This window comes from Rhizobium sp. S96 (genome assembly GCF_030382195.1).
GTDB lineage: Bacteria > Pseudomonadota > Alphaproteobacteria > Rhizobiales > Rhizobiaceae > Rhizobium.
This window is the reverse complement of the sequence record NZ_JAUDRY010000017.1, coordinates 64,721-82,561: the sequence shown is the minus strand read 5'-3', so window position 1 is coordinate 82,561 and position 17,841 is coordinate 64,721. Positions and strand designations below refer to the sequence as shown.

Below are 17,841 nucleotides of genomic sequence, written 5' to 3'. Positions count from 1 at the left end.
GGACCATAACCTGAAGGCCGCAGGTTCAAATCCTGCCCCCGCAACCAACTTTCCAATCAAGACGAACACACACTCAATAAACCCCGCAAGGGGCTGTTTGCGTTAGGGTTTATCAACGTCCCGTTTCAAGCCAGAAGATCGCTTGCTCCGTTTCACTGAGGTCGAAAACCTGAATCTTGGGGTGAACAAAATAGCTGGCCAAGCCCGGGACGAGCTTCAGGAAGCTGTTATCGGTCGCGACAGCGATCCGTTCTATCAATCGGTGATGACCGGCGACAAAACTCAGGTGGGTGGCAATCGCCTCGAAGTTTTCCCAACCGGGAAACGACTTCATCTTGATCATGAGACCGGTCACCTTGCCGCTCGACACAATGGCTTGGTCGAATTCCTTCCCGATCGTCTCGAAATCCTGCCGCTCGAGTGGGCCTTGTGGTGTAATGATCAGAATGCTGCTGTTACTCGTTGTCTCAACGCTTATCATTTGCCATCGCTCCTTTTCCAGCCAGAAAACTGTAGTCCCACCGGTTGGGATGATGCAGTGCATCCGCCAGCAAACCCAATGTCCGGTAAAATTTCGGTTGGATGGCGGCGGCGTCATTTTCGAAATTGATCTCGAGCACCATTGGCGGAAGATTGGATGTCGAGCTAACGCCGCGATGAACATGCACAGAACGGCGCGGACGAGGCGTATATTACGGTAAAGTACATGGCGGCGATTGCAGAAGCGGCCGGAGGCCGTATAGCGTCGCGGTCCATAGCCGGACCTGACGGTGTTCCGCGCCAATTCTGCATGGCGTCGCACCGGAGGCCCGTTCTCGGTAGGCAAGCTTTCACCCCTACGGCAGAAGGCGAGAGGACGAAATTGACCGATGTGACCCGAGCTGTCGATCGTTTTGAAAGCATGGAACCTCAATACGGTTGCGCCTTCTTTCGGTATTGGCACCTCTGAATGTACGCGGCGATCAACACATTCGTGCTGGTGCTGGCCTCCGTGTTTCCGGTCGTCAACCCACCGGGCTCGGCGCTTGTCTTTCTCGGATTGACCCGCGGGGCAACACCCGAGCTACGTGCCACGCTCGCACGGCGCATCGCGTTAAATTCGCTTATACTGCTCACTTGCTCATTTCTGCTCGGCGCTCTCATCTTGCAGTTTTATGGGATTTCGGTGCCTATCCTGCGCGTTGCCGGTGGGATCATCGTCGCCGTGGCTGGATGGAAGCTTCTCAATGAAGGAAGCCGCAAGGAACTGGATGACCCGGCAGGCGATACCTCTCGGGTCGATTTGCTCGATCAATCCTTCTATCCGCTGACACTGCCGTTGACGACAGGACCGGGATCGATCGCAATCGTGATCAGCATCGGGCTTTCGGAGGCGACGGTTACCAGTCCTGCGCACAGGATCATATTCGTCTTGGCAAGCCTTCTCGCCCTTTTTGTGCTGTCCCTGACGATCCTGCTTTGCTTTTCCTATGCGGATCGCATCCAGCGGCTCCTTGGCCGCGGCGGAACCGACATCGCGGTGCGCCTGTCCGCGTTCATCCTGTTCTGCCTCGGTCTGCAGATCCTTTGGTCAGGTGCCAACGACCTGCTGAGATCCACGCTTTCCGCCGGCTAGGCATCCCGCTGCGGCGGACGAGCTTTCTTCTAAGCGCGAGGGCTTGCCGCATGAGTGGGTCGATGACCCGCCTTACTGCCTCCGTAGTGTAGCCTCACGTAAGTTACGCCCCATGGCCGGGTCGCTGTAATAGAGTGCGGCTTCTGATGCGGCTGGAACGACAGCCCTGACATGCGACATCGACATGAGGCGGAGGGGCCGAAGGTCGCGTTGCTTGGGGTGCTCAGACACAGCTGAATACGCAACGCGATAAATTCCTAACGTCTGTGATGCAAGGAGGTCGACGCATGCTGAGAGCAAGATCCTTCAGGCTGCTGGCCGGGTTGTCGGCCCTGTCATTGATTTGGATATATCCTGGTCCCGTGGCCTATTCGCAGACGGCTACCCCGGCGTCGGCTCCGGCAGCTGCGGCAGCGACCACCGTGGAAACACCTGACCTCCTTTCAGAGGACGAGCTCGAGGTTCTGGTCGCGCGTATTGCGCTCTATCCGGATGAGCTTGTCGCGGCGATTTCTGCTGCGTCGCTCTTCCCGCTGCAGATCGTGGAGGCGCAGCGCTTTCTAGAGGCGAAGGAAAAAAAGACCGATCTCAAGCCCAAGGCGGATTGGGACGGCAGCGTCATTTCCCTCCTCAACTATCCCGACATCGTCAAGATGATGAGCGATGACCTCGATTGGACGCAGTCGCTCGCCGATGCTCTGACCAACCAGCAGAAGGACGTGCTGATTGCCATCCAGCAGCTTCGTGACGAGGCGGTCGCCAAGAACATCATCAAGACCGACGACAAGGTGACCATCGTCAACGAAAACGAAAACATCGTCATTCGTCCGACAAACCCCGAGAAGGTCTATATCCCCCAATACCCGCCGGAAATGCTCTACGAGGATAGCTATCAGGCGGCGCCTATCTCGTATTATCCGAGTTCCTACGACAGCTATTACTATCCCGGCGCGGCATTCTTCGCCGGTGCCGTGACCGGCGCCGCATGGGCCGCAATCGTGAATTGGGATGACTGGGGGGTCTGGGGCGGCAACTGGGGCGGCGACGTCGATATCGACTGCAACAACTGCTTCAACGATCGCAACTTCAACGGCAAGATCAAGTTGAATGATGTCGACTGGAGCAAGGTCGATCGAAGCAAGTTGAATATCGGCCGTGACCAGATCAACAACCTGGACCGGTCGGCGATCAAATCCGGCTTGCAGGGCGATAACCGCAACCAGCTGAAGAACAAGATCGGCGAGGGGCAGGCTCGCGGGCCCTCGACACGTGATGCAGGCCCGCGCGCCCAGGACATCCGCAAGAGCACGGCCGAAGGCCTGAAGGCGGGCCCAAAATCCAAGGCAGGAAACGCGGCCGCCAACCGGCCCAATGCCGGCGCACGACCTGAAACGCGTCCGGCGGCCGGCAACAATCGTCCTGCGGCGAAGACCAACAAGAAGGCCAACGCACCAAAGATGGCGGCTCGGCCTGACAACAGATCTCGCCAGCCGAATGCACTCGGCAACGTACAATCCGGTCGCCGTGAGGCGGTTGCCTCCAAGCGGGGCGGGCAGAGCATGGGTGGCGGTCATCGCGGTGGGCAGAGCATGGGTGCGCCGCGCGGCGGCGGTGGCTCGCACGCCAGTCGGCCACGTCCAAGACCCCACGGCGGCGGCGGTGGTGGCCGAGGTGGTGGTGGCGGCCGCGGCGGCGGCGGAAGACGATAGTTGGCTGTCAGATAACCGGAGATAGATCATGAGACGAGAGTTGCGATTGATCCCACTGGCGCTGGGAATGGCGCTCACCCTGTTGCCGGCTTACCCTGCTGTATCGCAGCTGCAGACCAATTTGTCGGAATTCGTCGGCGGAACGCCACCGTCATTCGACAATCCATCGGATGCGCTAGAGCGTCTGAAGTCGGTGCTCAGTGCCGACGACAAAGCTGGCTTTGCCAATCTGCTCGGTCTGGACGCCAGCAAGCTCGGCGCCAACAGCGACGCGATGGCGACCTACGCGCTTATCCGCGCCGGCGCCGACCGGGAGTTGCAGCTGCAGGACCTTTCAGGGCGGAAGATTGTCCTGATCGGCAAGGCTCTGTGGCCGCTGCCTTTCCCGCTATCGCAGCTGAAGGACGGCAAGTGGGCTTTCGACACGCAGGTGGGATTGCAGGAAATCGTCAATCGGCGCGTTGGAGCGAACGAACTTCAGACGATCCAGACGATGCATGACTACGTTGCTGCGCAGTACGAATATGCGAAAGAGGACCAGGATGAAGATGGCGTCTACGAGTTTGCCCAGAAGCTGATCAGCAGCCCGGGTAAACGCGACGGCCTGTACTGGCCGCCGGGCACCTTTGATGTCGATAGTCCCGCCGGAAAGCTGATCGAGACGGCTGCCCTTGGCCGCGCGAAGCAGGGTGAGGGGTACTACGGCTATCACTATCGGATCCTGACGGGCCAAGGTGACAACGTGCTGGGAGGCAAGCAGAGCTACATCGTCAACAAGAACATGACGGGTGGCTTTGCGCTGATCGCCTGGCCGGTCAAGTATCGCGTCACCGGCGTTCAGACCTTCCTCGTCAACAATGCTGGTATCGTCTACCAGCGAGATCTGGGTGAGCGGACCGAAGAAAAGGCCGCCGCCATCAGGGAGTTTAATCCCGACTCGAGCTGGGAGCTCGTGACCGACTAGGCATATCGCCACCGGCTATCTTGACGCGACGCCAGTTTTCCGGTCGCATAGGTGCGGCCGGTGGTGTCATGCAAATGAAACGCTGGAGCGCTACTCTGCCCTAGTTTGGGTGCGCATCACAGGATGCGCCAAATCTGCCTTTCGTGCACCGGCATGCCAACCGTCAGATGACGGTCAAGATGATCGCGCCTGGTTCTGCCAGGCATAACTCCCGTACCCACAGAGGAGTGGACATGATGTCCGATCTCGCCAACATCACGAACACCCTGATGTTCTCCAACCCCGTCACCGCATACTGGACCGATGCATGGCAACGGTCCGTGCTCTACCTTGATGTGATGAGACGACGCGGCGCTCAGTATGAGGAGCAGGCCGCGCTTAGTGCTCCTCATGTGCTGGACTATGATGCGGAGCTTGTCTGCGACGGTCGTCGGCTGGAGCGGCCCGTCAACTACCTTCTTGCCCATATCATCCCGCCTTCGGGCGTCGTCATCGACCAGGGGAAGCGGCCGTTTGTCGTCGTCGATCCGCGGGCCGGCCATGGGCCTGGAATAGGCGGGTTCAAAGCCGACAGCGAGATCGGCGTTGCGATGAAGGCAGGTCATCCGTGCTATTTCATCGGGTTCCTGCCGGAACCGGTGCCGGGCCAGACGATCGAGGATATCGTTCACGCGGAAGCGACGTTCCTGGAAAAGGTGATCGCGCGCCATCCCAATGCCGATGGAAAGCCGTGCGTCATCGGCAACTGCCAGGCGGGCTGGGCTGTGATGATGCTTGCCGCACTGCGTCCGGAGCTGTTCGGGCCGATCATCATTGCCGGCACCCCGCTTTCCTACTGGGCGGGCGTCGAAGGGCAGTATCCGATGCGCTATTCCGGCGGCCTTCTCGGTGGAAGCTGGCTGACGGCGCTGACCGGCGACCTCGGTGCCGGCAAGTTCGACGGAGCGTGGCTGGTGCAGAACTTCGAGAACCAGAACCCGGCCAACACGCTCTGGAGCAAGCAATACAACCTCTATTCCAAGGTCGATACAGAGGCCGAGCGCTATCTCGGTTTCGAGCGCTGGTGGGGTGGGCACGTCATGCTCAATGCCGAAGAGATGCAGTTCATCGTCGATGAACTGTTCGTCGGCAACAAGCTCGCCGCCGGCGAGATCCGGACGTCCGACGGGACGGCGGTCGATCTGCGTAACATCCGCTCGCCAATCCTGGTCTTCTGCTCGAAGGGGGACAACATCACGCCGCCGCAGCAGGCATTGGGTTGGATCCTCGACCTCTACGACAGCGTGGACGAGATACGCTCTCTCGGGCAGACCATCGTCTACACCGTCCATGAGAAAATCGGCCATCTCGGCATCTTCGTTTCGGCCGGCGTGGCGCGCAAGGAACACGACGAGTTCGCCTCGAACATCGACCTTATCGATGTGCTGCCTCCCGGTCTCTACGAAGCGGTTCTCGAGCCTGTCGGCGATGCCATCGACCGCCCGGAACTGGTCAACGGCCAGTGGATCATGCGCTGTGAAGCGCGCACTCTGGATGATATTCGCGCCCTTGGCGGCAACGATATTGAAGACGAGCATCGCTTCGCCGCGGCCGCGCGGCTTTCGGAGATCAATCTGGCGAATTACCGCGTTCTCGCACAGCCGGCGATCCAGGCTGCGGTCACCCCGCAGTTTGCCGAAATGAGCCGCCATCTCCACCCGTTGCGCCTCAGCTATGAAATGTTCGGTCCGCGCAATCCGATGATGGCATGGGTCGAGAATGCAGCTGACTATGTCCGCAAGAACCGTCGTCCTGTTGCGTCCGACAATCCGCTTCTTTCCATACAGGAGAAGCTGTCGGAACAGATTGTCGATGGCCTTGAAAGCTGGCGGATCCTGTCGGAACGGCTGGCGGAGGAGACGTTCCGCGCGGTCTACGGTTCTACTCCCCTGCAGACTGCCCTAGGGATCGATCCGAATTCCAGTCGCCCGCCACGCAAGGCGCCGAAAAGTCTCCTGAGCGGCGCGCTACTGAAAACCCGTGTTGCGGCGTTGAAAGCGAAGATCGCAGAAGGTGGTCTGCTGGAGGGCCTTGCGCGATCGATGGTGTATGTCGGCATGGCGCGGGGCAGTGCTGACGAGCGCGGTTTCGAAGCCATTCGCAGAATAAGGCGCAGCCAGCCGGCGGCAAGCCAGTTGACGCTCGCCGAGTTCAAGGCGCTGGTGCGCGAGCAGTATTTCATGCTGCTGATCGACGAGGCGGCAGCCCTTGCGGCAATCCCGTCACTCCTGCCGCCAGATGCGGACGAGCGCCGCAAGGCCTTCGACATGCTGCGTGAGGTGCTGGAATCGTCCGGGGCGCTCGACGGCGAGGCAGCCGAGCGGTTGGATCGCGTGGCTGCATTCTTCGATATCGCTAAGTCCGATCCCGAAAGCGCCGCGCTGGTCAAGGCTGCCGGCGGCAAGCCCGTCCGGGTACCAACGCATCCAGGCAGAAGAGAAGGGGCTCCCCATTGATCGATCTCACCACGGCTGCGCCGAGCATTTCCAAATACGACCGCCTGATCGCCACCGCACGACAGGTCGTGCCGGCCGTGACGGTCGTTGCACATCCTTGCGACGAAACCTCGCTGCGGGGAGCGCTCGATGCTGCCGAAAGCGGCCTGATCGTCCCCGTGCTGGTTGGCCCATCCGCCAAGATCCGCGAGGTGGCGGCGGAAAAAGGGCTCGATCTGAAGGGGCACGAGATCGTCGATGCTCCGCACAGCCACGGAGCGGCCGCGCAGGCGGTCGCTTTGATACGTGAGGGTAAGGGCGAACTCCTGATGAAGGGCAGCCTGCACACCGATGAGCTGATGCGTGAGGTCACCGCATCAGCCACCGGGCTGCGCACGGAACGCCGTATCAGCCATGTCTTCGTCATGGACGTACCCGGCTACGCCGACACGCTCTTCATCACTGATGCCGCCATCAATATCTTCCCAAATCTCGACGCCAAACGTGACATCGTTCAGAATGCGATCGATCTCTGGACGGCGATCGGGCTGGGCGAACCGCGGGTGGCGATCGTCTCGGCGGTGGAAACGGTTACGACAAAGATCCCTTCGACGATCGACGCTGCAGCGCTCTGCAAGATGGCCGAACGCGGCCAGATCACCGGCGCCGTTCTCGACGGCCCGCTTGCATTCGACAATGCGATCAGTCCGGAAGCGGCAAGCATCAAGGGGCTGACGTCGCCTGTCGCCGGCCGGGCGCAGATCATCGTTGTGCCCGATCTCGAGGCAGGAAACATGCTAGCCAAGAACCTCACCTTCCTGTCGCACGCGGATGCAGCGGGTATCGTTCTTGGAGCTCGTGTACCGATTGTCCTGACCTCCCGAGCCGACACAGTGCGCAGCCGTCTGGCCTCGTGCGCTGTCGCAACCCTCTTTGCGGCGGCCCAGCGGCGCGTCGCGCAAGTGGTGGCCTGACGCATGGACGCAATTCTCGTTGTCAATGCGGGGTCATCGAGCCTCAAGTTTCAGATCTTCGAGATCACCGGCACGGGCCTCAGGCGCTGCATTCGCGGCCAGATGGACGGTATCGGGACGAAGCCGCGCCTTGTGGCGAAAGGTGCGGACGGCGAGGTTCTCGTTGACCGCCGCTATGCGCCGGAAGCGGTCGATCACCTGCCGGATGCGATTGCCGAAACGCGCGCTTGGCTGATGACCCTCGAGGGCTTTGCGCTCAAGGCGATCGGCCATCGCGTTGTCCACGGCGGCCCCGACTACGCTAAGCCGATTTTGATCGACCACGACATCCTGGATACCCTCGCCACCTTTCAGGAGCTCGCGCCGCTGCACCAGCCCAACAATCTGGCGCCGATTCGCCTTGCCATGGAGATCAATGCCGACGTTCCGCAGGTCGCCTGTTTTGATACGGCGTTTCATCGCGGCCACGCCGCCCACACCGACTGCTATGCCTTGCCGGCGAGCTATTACGAACATGGGGTGCGACGATACGGCTTCCATGGCCTGTCCTATGAGTACATCGCCGAGAGGCTGACGGAGGTCGCGCCAGACGTCGCAAGTGGGAGCGTCGTGGTTGCCCATCTCGGTAGCGGCGCATCCATGTGCGCGCTGAAGGAGGCCAAGAGCCTCGAGACGACGATGGGGTTCACCGCGCTGGATGGTTTGCCGATGAGCACGCGGCCCGGGCAGATGGATCCCGGCGTTGTGCTCTACCTGATCGATCAGAACGGCATGAGCGTGGCCGAGGTGACGGACCTCCTCTACAGGTCGTCGGGCCTGAAGGGACTTTCCGGCATTTCGGGCGATATGCGTGAACTTCTCGCGAGCAGCGATCCGCGTGCGGCCTTCGCGATCGATCACTTCGTCCATCGCTGCGCGCTCAGCGCCGGCATGCTCGCGGCGGCGTTGGGGGGACTGGATGCCTTCGTGTTTACAGCCGGCGTCGGCGAAAATTCCGCCCCGATCCGCGCTCGCATCAGCGAGCGTCTCGCCTGGCTCGGCGCCGAACTTGATCCTGCGGCGAACGAGGCCGGCGAAACGGTCATATCGACACCGGCGAGCCGCGTTCGTCTCTACGTCCTGCCGACCGACGAAGAGCTGATGATCGCACGCCATACGCTCGCACTCATCAGGACATCCTGACCGGCCTTTAAGGAGATGCATCAATGCCCATCTCGGTTATCAACCCAGAGCTTCTCAAGGGACGAAAAGGGCTGATCGTCGGCATCGCCAATGATCGTTCGATCGCCTGGGGATGCGCCCGTGCGTTTCGCGCTTTCGGCGCCGAGCTTGCCGTCACCTACCTCAATGACAAGGCCAAGCCCTATGTGGAGCCTCTCGCTCATGAGGTGGAGGCGTCAATCGTCATGCCGTTGGACGTCTCCGTTCCTGGTCAGCTCGAAGCTGTTTTCGAGCGCATTACCGAAACCTGGGGGGAGCTCGATTTCGTCGTTCACTCGATCGCTTTCTCGCCCAAGGATACGCTCGGCGGTCGCGTCGTCGATGTGCCGCGCGAAGGGTTCCTCAAGACGATGGACATTTCCTGCTGGTCGTTCATCCGCATGGCTCATCTGGCCGAGCCGCTGATGAAGAACGGCGGCTCGCTGTTTACGATGACCTATTACGGCTCGCAGATGGTCGTCGAGAACTACAACATCATGGGCGTGGCGAAGGCGGCGCTGGAATGCGCCGTGCGCTATCTGGCCGCTGAACTCGGACCAAAGGGGATCAGGGTTCATGCCATCTCGCCCGGCGCGCTGGCAACGCGGGCTGCCTCGGGGATACCGGAGTTCGACGAGCTGCTTGAAAAGACCAAGGCGAAGTCGCCAGCCCGCGAGCTGATCGACATCGACGACGTCGGCGTTGCCACGGCCTTTCTCGCTCACAACGCTGCACGCCTGATCACCGGGCAGGTCCTCTATGTCGACGGCGGATACCACATCATCGACTGAGTAGCTCGGCGAGAGTTGTGCGTTGCCGGAGTGGGCCGTGGACTGAGGACTGAGTTGCGCCGTCTGAAACTATCCAGACGGCGCTGGGCTTCTTCGGTCAGCGCCAGCCGAGGGCGGGTGCGATGTGTTTCAGGATGGCCTCGATGACGTGCGCGTTGTAGTCGACCCCGAGTTGGTTCGGGACGGTGAGCAACAGGGTATCGGCTTCGGCAATGGCTTCGTCCTCGCGAAGCTGCTTGATCAGCGCGTCCGGCTCGGCGGCATAGGATCGGCCGAAGATGGCGCGGGTGTTGTCGTCGATGTAGCCGATCGAATCCTGTTCCTTGCCGCCTCTGCCGAAATAGGCGCGATCGCGGTCGTCGACGAGTGCGAAGATGCTGCGGCTCACGGAGACCCGCGGCGTGCGCGTGTGTCCTGCTTCCTTCCATGCGTCCCGATAGGCACGGATCTGCGCGGCCTGCTGGACGTGGAATGGCTCGCCGGTCTCGTCATCCTTCAACGTCGAGCTCTGCAGGTTCATGCCGAGCTTGGCCGCCCAGATGGCGGTGGCGTTGGAGCCGGCTCCCCACCAGATACGCTCGCGCAATCCTTCAGAGTAGGGCTCAAGCGGCAGAAGGCCCGGCGGGTTCGGGAACATCGGCCGTGGGTTGGGCTGGGCGAAGCCGTTGCCCTTCAGGGCGTCGAGGAAGACCTCGGCATGAGCGCGGCCCATATCGGCATCGCTCTTGCCCTCGTCGGGCTGGTAACCGAAATAACGCCAGCCGTCGATCACCTGTTCCGGCGAACCACGGCTAACGCCAAGCTGCAGGCGGCCGCCTGCGATCAGGTCGGCTGCGCCAGCATCCTCGGCCATATAGAGCGGGTTCTCATAACGCATGTCGATCACGGCAGTGCCGATCTCGATGCTCTTCGTTTTCACGCCTACGGCCGCCAGAAGCGGGAAGGGAGAGGCGAGTTGGCGGGCAAAGTGATGGACGCGGAAATAGGCGCCGTCCGCGCCGAGCTCTTCGGCGGCAACCGCGAGGTCGATGGATTGGAGAAGCGCATCGCCCGCCGAGCGGGTCTGCGACTGGGGAGAGGGTGTCCAATGCCCGAAGGAAAGGAAGCCGATTTTCTTCATGTTGTGCCACCTGAAATTGTCTGATGCAGTCTGATGACACAAGATCGGGCGCAGCGACAGTCATGCTACGGCGAACGGTTCGTTCAACCGTTGAGGACTGCGCGAGCGCCATTGGGGCACTCGCGCCGTTGTTTCGCTAGGCTTCCTTGGGCAGCAGGGGGCTGCCGAGCCGGCCGACAAGCGTCGAGCTCGCCAGGTTCAGGCCTTTGACATCGACATGGACACCATGGGCCTTGAACCGCTGGACGACCTTATCGAGCGCTTCGACGCTGGTGATGTCCCAGAAGTGCGCTTGCGACACGTCGATGAGAACCGACTTGCCATTGGCATCCTGGATGTCGAAGGAGTCGATGAAGGCGTCCGCCGAGGCGAAAAAAACCTGGCCTGATACACGATAGGTCAGGCGCGCGGCGGAGGCGTCCGTTTCCGTTTCCACCTGGAGCAGGCGCGCGACCTTGAAGGCGAAGAACACGCCGCTCAGGAGAACGCCCACCGTGACGCCGAGAGCCAGATTGGCGGTGAAGACCGTGACCGCAACCGTCACGACCATTACCGCACTCGACAACTTGGGATGGACGATCAGGGCGCGCAGCGATGACCAGTCGAACGTATCGATCGACACCGTCACCATGATCGCGACCAGCGCCGCGACAGGGACCTGCGACACCCATGGCTTGAGCAAGACCATCAGAATGAGCAGGAAGGCGCCGGCAAACAAGGTCGAGAGGCGTCCGCGTCCGCCATATTTCACGTTACTGACTGTCTGGCCGATCATGCCGCAGCCGGCGATCCCACCGAAGAGGCTCGCGGCGGCGTTGGCGATACCGAGGCCAGTGCATTCCCGGTTCTTCGAACTGGTTGTATTCGTAAGGTCGTCAACGACACTTGCTGTCATCATGGATTCGAGAAGGCCGACCATCGCGATGGCGAGTGCCGGGCCGGCGATGATTGTCAGCGTTTCCCATGTCAGCGGAACCGCAGGCCAGCCAAACACCGGAAGCGAATCCGGCAGCTTGCCGAGGTCGGCGACGGTCATCAGGGGAAGCTGGAAGGCGATCGACGCGACAGTCAGAACGAGAATGCAAATCAGCGGCGATGGGACCGCCGTGGTGATCCTTGGCGCGAGATAGATGATTGCAAGGCCTGCGGCCAGCGCTGCGTAGGTAATCCAGTTGCCGCCAAGGATATGCGGCATCTGCGCGCCGAAAATCAGGATCGCCAGCGCATTGACAAAGCCGGTGCGGACGGACTTCGACACGAACCGCATGAGGACGCCGAGGCGCAGAAGGCCAAACAGGATCTGAATGAAGCCCGCAAGGAAGCCGGCAGCGAAAAGATACGTCAGCCCGTGGGCGTGGACCAGCGGTGCGGCCACCAGCGCCACCGATCCGGCCGCGGCCGAAATCATGGCGGGGCGTCCGCCGGTAAAGGCAATGACGATGCCGATGACGAAGGAGGCAAACAATCCGACCTGCGGATCGACGCCGGCCACGAACGAGAAGGCGATGACCTCAGGGATCAGTGCGAAGGTCGCAACTGCCCCGGCGAGCATTTCACGGACTGGATTGGCGAACCAATCCCGACGAATGATTGAAAGTTGCATAGGATCTGTCTCGCAAAGCATACCGCACGCGCGCTGTCGAGCGGCTGTCAAAATGACATGGAGGTTTTGCGTGGTCTGGCGGATCGGCGGCCAGAAGAGCCACCCGGAGTTTCACCGGGTCCGTGGTGAGTCCTTGGCTTATGGCCGTATTCTCCCATCGAAGCAAGGCCAAATCGCGCCCATATCGCGGTCTCAGACGGTGCCAGACCTATCCCAGGAATGCGGGCTGGCAACCTTTGGGGCGGTCAGGTTGGTGGGCTCGATGTGGTGCGGGACCGCATAAGATTTCAATCAGGACTGCTGTCGTGCTCGGCTAGTATCTTCGAAAAAGGGGTGCGACCCGCGCGACAATGAAACCCGTTTCCAAGACGCCATTTCGTTTGAATTGCACCTATGTTGCAGCTATCAATCTAGGCTATGCATTCGCTCGACGCCCAACAACGCCTCTTTACGACAAATCTGCTGTCGACCGGCCGCCAATGGCGCCGGGCGGTGGATATGGTCTTGAGTTCTCATGGCATTTCAGAAGCCTCGGCAACGCCGCTTCTGTGGATTGGCCGACTTGGCGATGGTGTTCGACAGGTGGTGCTCGCCAGCCATGTCGGTATCGAGGGGCCCTCGCTTGTGCGGCTGCTCGACCAGCTGGAGTCCCTCGGTCTTGTTGTACGCAAGGACGATCCGACGGATCGCCGCGCAAAGGGCCTATGGTTGACGACAGAAGGTGTCGCGCTGGCGGCTCGCATGGAGCGAATTCTCGACGATTTACGCTCGAGAATATTGCGCGACGTCGATGAGGCCGATCTCGAAGCGGCAGTACGCGTCCTCCAGGCATTCGACAACATCGATGTTTCCGAGCCAGCGCTTGCCGGTGACGAGCCCGGGGATGTGCGCTAGGCACAAGCGGCGACCGTCGCTCAGCCGTAATTCTGTTGCACGCTCTTTCGTACGTGCTAGATTTCGTCGAAACATGGCAAGCGTCTGTGTTGTTTGCATTTTTTGGCTCTGTCTGGCGGGTAGGGCGAATGAAGACTGCGAGTGCCTCATTAACGATCCACTACGGTGTCGAACCGGGATTGCGCTTTGCGCTCCTGCTCGACGGACACGGCGGATGTCGACAGCTCGATATGGCAGGCGTTTGTGCCTGGAAGCCGGAAGACGGCGTGCTCTGGCTTCATTTCGAGAGGGATCATCTCGCGGCGGCGGAGTGGGTGGAGCGGCAGGGTGGCCTTGATCCCTTCGTGACCGAAGCCCTGCTTGAGGAAGAGACGCGACCGCGCGTCGAGCCGGTCGATGAAGGCTTGCTTATCATCCTGCGCGGCGTCTGCGCCACGGCACCGGAAGAGGTGGAGAATGGCAACCGAGAGATCGATCTTGTCCCGCTCCATCTATGGTCGGACGTCAACAGGCTGATCTCGCTGCGTGACAGCGGCCACTACATCATGGCGCTTCGCGACATTCGCCTGGCGCTGGAGAAAGGCAAGGGGCCGCAACGCACCGGCGACCTGTTGGCGCTGATCGGCGACAAGCTCGTGCGCGACCTCGAACCGGTGCTGGATGGCATGGACGAAGAGGTCGACGAACTCGATGAAATGATCTTCCATGGCGATGCGAGTGAAGTCCGGGAGCGGCTGAAGCTGCTTCGCCGGCGCTCCGTGCAGCTTCGCCGCTATCTTGCGCCGCAGCGCGACGCCCTGAACAGGATCGAGCACGACGATGCGCCTTGGTTGCTTGAACGAGACAAGCTGCGGCTTCGCGAGGTCATCGACAAGCTCATGCGCTTCATCGAGTATCTTGACGCGATCCGGGACCGGACAGGCATCCTGCACGACGACCTCTCGACCGTGATCAGCGAGCGGATTGCCCGCAACTCTAACCGACTGGCTGCGCTGGCGGCCCTGCTGCTGCCGCCGAGCGTCGTGGCGGGTCTGTTCGGGATGAATGTCGGCGGGATCCCCGGTGTCAACGATACCTGGGCCTTTGTGATCATCGTTGCCTTCGTGACGATCACGTCGATCGCGACCTTGTGGGCGCTACGACGCATTGGCTGGTTGTAAGAAAACGCAATTCGTTGTTTGTTGCGTGTATAGTCACACGAAGATTTGACGAGCGCTGCGTTGCCTCATTTCTTGACAAGGGGATTCTCCCGGAAATATTTCTGTTGCGGATGTCACACGTCATCCGCGTGAAATATAAGGCTTCAGGTTCGGCATGATCGACACTCGCTTCTCGACAGCTCTGCAGATCGTCATCAGCGTTGCCGTAAATGAGGAAGCCGATCTTCGAACCACGAGCCAGTCGCTCGCGCAGGGGCTCGATACCAGCTCAAGTTTTGTCCGCAAGCTGCTATTGCCGCTCAACGAAAGCAGCATTCTGGCGACTTCGGCGGGTGGCAAGGGCGGTATTCGTCTGGCGCGTCCGCGAGACCAGATCCTGCTCAGCCAGATCTATGCTGCGGTAACCGGCGACAAGAGAATCTGGGCGACACGCCACGACATTCCCCATGAAGGACTTGTGGGCGAAAACATCGGCGATCTCTCCGAGTTTCTGTGCGATCGGGCGGAAAAGGCGGTCGTGGACATGCTTGGTTCCGTGACCATTGAAGACAGCGTCTCGGAATTGCGCCGACTGGAGGCGCAAAAAGCGGCTCTTCAGGGCACGACGGAGACAGGCCTCAATAGCGGTCGTCACGCTGCGGAATAAAAACTCACCAACAAAAAGAGGCGGCCAGGCAGGGAACCCGGACCACCTCTCCTAACTGATCGGAGGTCAATCTGATCAGAAGCGATTTGGAGCGCCGCAAATTCTCCTCGACCACTGTGGTCGTCGAGGAAAGATAGAATGCGGCGCTGCCGCTTATTAGAACGCGCGCTGCAGGCGGAAGAAGCCGGTCGTTACATCGTCGCCGTTGTCCGGCTCGAAGTAGTTGACGGTTGCCTTGGCGTAGAGGTTGTCAACGATCTGGTAGTCGAGCGTTACGCCGACCTTCCATGCGTCGTTGCTGTCATCGAAATCACCGGTTGCCGTGTCGATACCGTAGTTGCCGTAGTACTGAACACCGGGGGTGATCTTGAACTTGTCGGTCGCCTTGATGGCGTATTCAGCAGCGAGAACCCATTCTGCCTTCTGGTAGTAGGAGTTCGGGCCAGACGAATAGATGCCTGCGAGGCCGAGCGTGCCCGGGCCAACCGCAACGGTACCCATGGCGCGAACTGCGCCTTCTTCGTTGTCGGTGTCGTAGCCAGCCGTGATCTGGTAGGTGAAGATACCAGCCTTGCCGCCGAGACCAATAGCTACGCCGATATTGTTGGGGGTTTCGCCAGCACCGAAGTAGCCGTCTTCCAGTTCGTCAACGCTGATACCAGCGTAGAAATCGCTGGCTTCGTACTGATAACGGAACGAGTTGTGCAGAGTAACCTTGCTGCCGATGTCATCCGTTTCGCCCGAGAGGCCGTCGTCCCACCAGCTGTAGAACAGACCAGCGCGGAAGCCGGCGACGTCGATGTAAGCGGAGTCGAGCACAGCGGCCTGCGACGAAGCGTTGTCCGCATTGGTCTGCAGGACGATAACGCCGGTGAGCGGGCCATACTCAGTGTCGCTCTTGGCGGTGAACTGGACCTGACCGCGGGTGTACATATCCCAGTCAGAGTCGTTGGCAACAGAGGTGCCGTTGCCGTTGGTCGCGCTGGCATTCGGGCCACCGTTGACCTGGGTACGGATGTAACCGCTGATCTTCAGGCAGGTTTCCGTGCCCGGGATGTAGAAGTAGCCGGTGCCGTAGGCGTCGCATACGCGGACGTATTCAACAGCTTCCGGTTCAGCAGCGACGATGGCGTCGGCAGCCTGGGCGCCCGATACGGCGGCCAGAGCCGCTGCCGAGCTGATGAGCATCATTCTAATAGTCATAGTTGAGTCCAATCTAATGTGGATTGGGCACAGGTCATCATTGCCGTAAACGGCCCTACCTACCCCAATTGTCAAACAAGCCCTCACGGGGACGTGATGTCTCCGCGCCGCCAAATTACATTTCCGAAAGAATGTATCAATTATAGATACAGTCATATTTTGTTTTTTATTGCAGAGCAAAAACATCTGTTGCAGAAAGGCAACGGTGGCGATTGACGCAATTCGGCCACGGTAGAAAACTGCTATTCATCAATAACTTATAGCCGTTGTGCTTATCCGAGTAACGATGCTGCATCGCAGCATCTCCCTTCGGATGTTCTGTATTTTTGGTCGGCGAAGGCGGTCGCGGCGATCAGGACGCGACGCGTACAGCGTCCCCCTTCGGTCCTATCAGCGCGCGAACAATCGGGTCTGATCTGTTGAGGAACAGGTCGCCGTCCGAACCGACGATACGGCCGAGCAGCGCATGGACGCCTTCGCTGAAAAGGCGGCTTGCCTCCGCAGCTTCGAGACTTGCCAGCGTCGTCAGACCGACGACGCGGACGCCATGAATGTCGACGACTTGGTCCGGTTCCGTCAGCGAGCAGTTGCCGCCGTCGGCCGCGGTCAGGTCGATTACGATCGTACCCGGCGCGAGGCTGGACAGTGTTTCTTCGTCGATCAGAGCTGGAGGCCGCGCGCCCGGCAGGGTGGCGCCTGTGACGATCAGTTGCTTGTCGATCAGCTGCGGCGTGATTCGGCGGCGTAGCGCGCTCATGTCTGCCGGGGACTGATTCGCCGAGAGGCTGATGCCGCCGAGAAGAAGTTTTGCGCCCAGCTTCTCGATCCTGTCTTGCGCGTCGTCGGAGAAGGCGATTGCATGCGTCATCGCGCCGAGGCGACGCGCGGTCGCAATCGCCTGCAGGCAAGACGCATCGGCGCCGAGCGCCAGCATCTTGATGGGGCGCACAAAGCTGCCGTCGATCGTCAGCATCGATGGTGAGACACCGAGCCGCCGCGCCGCTTCCAGAACCGCGGCGTGTCCGCAAATGATCGCCTGCGTCGTAGAAACATCCATGCTGCCGGCATCCGGAAAACCGGCAAGCCGCGCAAGATTGAACCGCGAAGGATGGTTCCGGCTTGTGCCGCCGGCCTCGGCCGAGCCGAGAAAAATGAGGATGGCGCGTTCGGGAGGCGCCCGGTCGATGTCCGGTTGGCGTACGGCGAGGATGATATCGGACCGAGATCGAATGTCCTCGAACGAGGCCGACTGTGCTCCGGCGGCGAGATAGGCGCTATCGTCATGACCCGAGGCGACACCGCAGCCAGGTTCAAAGCGGATCGTCATGCGGGGGGCTAGACGGCGCACATCATCCGGCGTCAGCGCAACGCGACGCTCACCGGGAAAGGTCTCCCGAAGCAGTCCGATCTGGACGCGGATAGTGTTGTGCATTCATCGCTCTTCAAGACGGCATTTCGACGTGGTGCCCGAGCGATATAGGCGTTGTC

Annotated in this window: 15 protein-coding genes, 1 pseudogene and 1 other annotated feature; of the genes and pseudogenes, 10 read left to right on the top strand and 6 right to left on the bottom strand. The window is 60.6% G+C overall.

Annotation, left to right across the window (positions count from 1 at the left end; genetic code table 11):
• Positions 1 to 112 precede the first annotated feature (112 nt).
• Together QTL94_RS19430 and QTL94_RS19425 are read right to left on the bottom strand one after the other, a co-directional pair.
• Positions 113 to 481 (bottom strand): SpoIIAA family protein, encoded by a 369-nt coding sequence (locus QTL94_RS19430; RefSeq protein WP_289802934.1) that lies wholly within the window; start codon positions 479 to 481, stop codon positions 113 to 115.
• Positions 482 to 503: 22 nt separating this feature from the next.
• Positions 504 to 614, bottom strand: a pseudogene (locus QTL94_RS19425) (OmpA family protein); the annotation flags it as partial.
• A 335-nt stretch (positions 615 to 949) separates the two neighbouring features.
• On the opposite strand from QTL94_RS19425, the gene QTL94_RS19420 reads away from it, so the two are divergent.
• The 7 genes from QTL94_RS19420 to fabI all read left to right on the top strand — a co-directional run bounded on the left by QTL94_RS19420 (position 950) and on the right by fabI (position 9,727).
• A complete protein-coding gene (locus tag QTL94_RS19420) occupies positions 950 to 1,615 on the top strand; it encodes a MarC family protein (RefSeq protein WP_289802933.1) in 666 nt (221 codons plus the stop codon).
• A gap of 287 nt (positions 1,616 to 1,902) precedes the next feature.
• The gene (locus tag QTL94_RS19415) at positions 1,903 to 3,324 is read left to right on the top strand and encodes a DUF3300 domain-containing protein (protein ID WP_289802932.1); all 1,422 of its coding nucleotides are present in this window, start codon (positions 1,903 to 1,905) and stop codon (positions 3,322 to 3,324) included.
• Between the two features lie 28 nt (positions 3,325 to 3,352).
• Positions 3,353 to 4,288, top strand: a complete 936-nt coding sequence (locus tag QTL94_RS19410) for a DUF2950 family protein (RefSeq protein WP_289802931.1) — start codon at positions 3,353 to 3,355, stop codon at positions 4,286 to 4,288.
• Between the two features lie 233 nt (positions 4,289 to 4,521).
• Positions 4,522 to 6,783, top strand: a complete 2,262-nt coding sequence (locus QTL94_RS19405) for a DUF3141 domain-containing protein (protein WP_502944158.1) — start codon at positions 4,522 to 4,524, stop codon at positions 6,781 to 6,783.
• Positions 6,780 to 7,736 (top strand): phosphate acetyltransferase, encoded by a 957-nt coding sequence (locus QTL94_RS19400; protein WP_065692583.1) that lies wholly within the window; start codon positions 6,780 to 6,782, stop codon positions 7,734 to 7,736. The genes QTL94_RS19405 and QTL94_RS19400 overlap by 4 nt, the downstream gene beginning before the upstream one ends.
• Before the next feature lie 3 nt (positions 7,737 to 7,739).
• Positions 7,740 to 8,918, top strand: a complete 1,179-nt coding sequence (locus QTL94_RS19395; protein ID WP_289802930.1) for an acetate/propionate family kinase — start codon at positions 7,740 to 7,742, stop codon at positions 8,916 to 8,918.
• A 23-nt stretch (positions 8,919 to 8,941) separates the two neighbouring features.
• Positions 8,942 to 9,727 (top strand): enoyl-ACP reductase FabI, encoded by a 786-nt coding sequence (gene fabI, locus QTL94_RS19390; protein ID WP_289802929.1) that lies wholly within the window; start codon positions 8,942 to 8,944, stop codon positions 9,725 to 9,727.
• Positions 9,728 to 9,824: 97 nt separating this feature from the next.
• Here fabI and QTL94_RS19385 read toward each other — a convergent pair whose 3' ends face one another.
• Complete coding sequence (locus QTL94_RS19385; protein WP_289802928.1) at positions 9,825 to 10,847, bottom strand: LLM class flavin-dependent oxidoreductase; 1,023 nt, start codon at positions 10,845 to 10,847, stop codon at positions 9,825 to 9,827.
• Between the two features lie 136 nt (positions 10,848 to 10,983).
• Complete coding sequence (locus QTL94_RS19380) at positions 10,984 to 12,450, bottom strand: SulP family inorganic anion transporter (protein ID WP_289802927.1); 1,467 nt, start codon at positions 12,448 to 12,450, stop codon at positions 10,984 to 10,986.
• Between the two features lie 69 nt (positions 12,451 to 12,519).
• Positions 12,520 to 12,575, bottom strand: a sequence feature (sul1 is cis-regulatory element that is thought to sense ions involved in sulfur or methionine metabolism; They are found in Alphaproteobacteria).
• A gap of 292 nt (positions 12,576 to 12,867) precedes the next feature.
• Between QTL94_RS19380 and QTL94_RS19375 the strand changes: the two genes are divergently transcribed.
• The 3 genes from QTL94_RS19375 to QTL94_RS19365 all read left to right on the top strand — a co-directional run bounded on the left by QTL94_RS19375 (position 12,868) and on the right by QTL94_RS19365 (position 15,150).
• Complete coding sequence (locus QTL94_RS19375) at positions 12,868 to 13,344, top strand: MarR family winged helix-turn-helix transcriptional regulator (protein WP_065691238.1); 477 nt, start codon at positions 12,868 to 12,870, stop codon at positions 13,342 to 13,344.
• A 128-nt stretch (positions 13,345 to 13,472) separates the two neighbouring features.
• Entirely contained in the window at positions 13,473 to 14,504 is a 1,032-nt protein-coding gene (locus tag QTL94_RS19370; RefSeq protein WP_289802926.1) for a CorA family divalent cation transporter, read from the top strand.
• A gap of 154 nt (positions 14,505 to 14,658) precedes the next feature.
• The gene (locus QTL94_RS19365; RefSeq protein ID WP_289802925.1) at positions 14,659 to 15,150 is read left to right on the top strand and encodes an RrF2 family transcriptional regulator; all 492 of its coding nucleotides are present in this window, start codon (positions 14,659 to 14,661) and stop codon (positions 15,148 to 15,150) included.
• Positions 15,151 to 15,306: 156 nt separating this feature from the next.
• Here the strand turns inward: QTL94_RS19365 and QTL94_RS19360 are convergent, their stop codons facing one another.
• Positions 15,307 to 16,353 (bottom strand): porin, encoded by a 1,047-nt coding sequence (locus tag QTL94_RS19360; RefSeq protein WP_289802924.1) that lies wholly within the window; start codon positions 16,351 to 16,353, stop codon positions 15,307 to 15,309.
• Between the two features lie 352 nt (positions 16,354 to 16,705).
• A complete protein-coding gene (locus QTL94_RS19355) occupies positions 16,706 to 17,785 on the bottom strand; it encodes a Rossmann-fold NAD(P)-binding domain-containing protein (protein ID WP_289802923.1) in 1,080 nt (359 codons plus the stop codon).
• Between the last annotated feature and the right edge of the window lie 56 nt (positions 17,786 to 17,841).

Excerpts from the sequence above, each read along its gene's own strand:
- QTL94_RS19430 (WP_289802934.1), bottom strand. The coding sequence starts at position 481 with ATGATAAGCGTTGAGACAACGAGTAACAGCAGCATTCTGATCATTACA.
- QTL94_RS19420 (WP_289802933.1), top strand. The coding sequence starts at position 950 with ATGTACGCGGCGATCAACACATTCGTGCTGGTGCTGGCCTCCGTGTTT.
- QTL94_RS19415 (WP_289802932.1), top strand. The coding sequence starts at position 1,903 with ATGCTGAGAGCAAGATCCTTCAGGCTGCTGGCCGGGTTGTCGGCCCTG.
- QTL94_RS19410 (WP_289802931.1), top strand. The coding sequence starts at position 3,353 with ATGAGACGAGAGTTGCGATTGATCCCACTGGCGCTGGGAATGGCGCTC.
- QTL94_RS19405 (WP_502944158.1), top strand. The coding sequence starts at position 4,522 with ATGATGTCCGATCTCGCCAACATCACGAACACCCTGATGTTCTCCAAC.
- QTL94_RS19395 (WP_289802930.1), top strand. The coding sequence starts at position 7,740 with ATGGACGCAATTCTCGTTGTCAATGCGGGGTCATCGAGCCTCAAGTTT.
- fabI (WP_289802929.1), top strand. The coding sequence starts at position 8,942 with ATGCCCATCTCGGTTATCAACCCAGAGCTTCTCAAGGGACGAAAAGGG.
- QTL94_RS19385 (WP_289802928.1), bottom strand. The coding sequence starts at position 10,847 with ATGAAGAAAATCGGCTTCCTTTCCTTCGGGCATTGGACACCCTCTCCC.
- QTL94_RS19380 (WP_289802927.1), bottom strand. The coding sequence starts at position 12,450 with ATGCAACTTTCAATCATTCGTCGGGATTGGTTCGCCAATCCAGTCCGT.
- QTL94_RS19375 (WP_065691238.1), top strand. The coding sequence starts at position 12,868 with ATGCATTCGCTCGACGCCCAACAACGCCTCTTTACGACAAATCTGCTG.
- QTL94_RS19370 (WP_289802926.1), top strand. The coding sequence starts at position 13,473 with ATGAAGACTGCGAGTGCCTCATTAACGATCCACTACGGTGTCGAACCG.
- QTL94_RS19365 (WP_289802925.1), top strand. The coding sequence starts at position 14,659 with ATGATCGACACTCGCTTCTCGACAGCTCTGCAGATCGTCATCAGCGTT.
- QTL94_RS19360 (WP_289802924.1), bottom strand. The coding sequence starts at position 16,353 with ATGACTATTAGAATGATGCTCATCAGCTCGGCAGCGGCTCTGGCCGCC.
- QTL94_RS19355 (WP_289802923.1), bottom strand. The coding sequence starts at position 17,785 with ATGCACAACACTATCCGCGTCCAGATCGGACTGCTTCGGGAGACCTTT.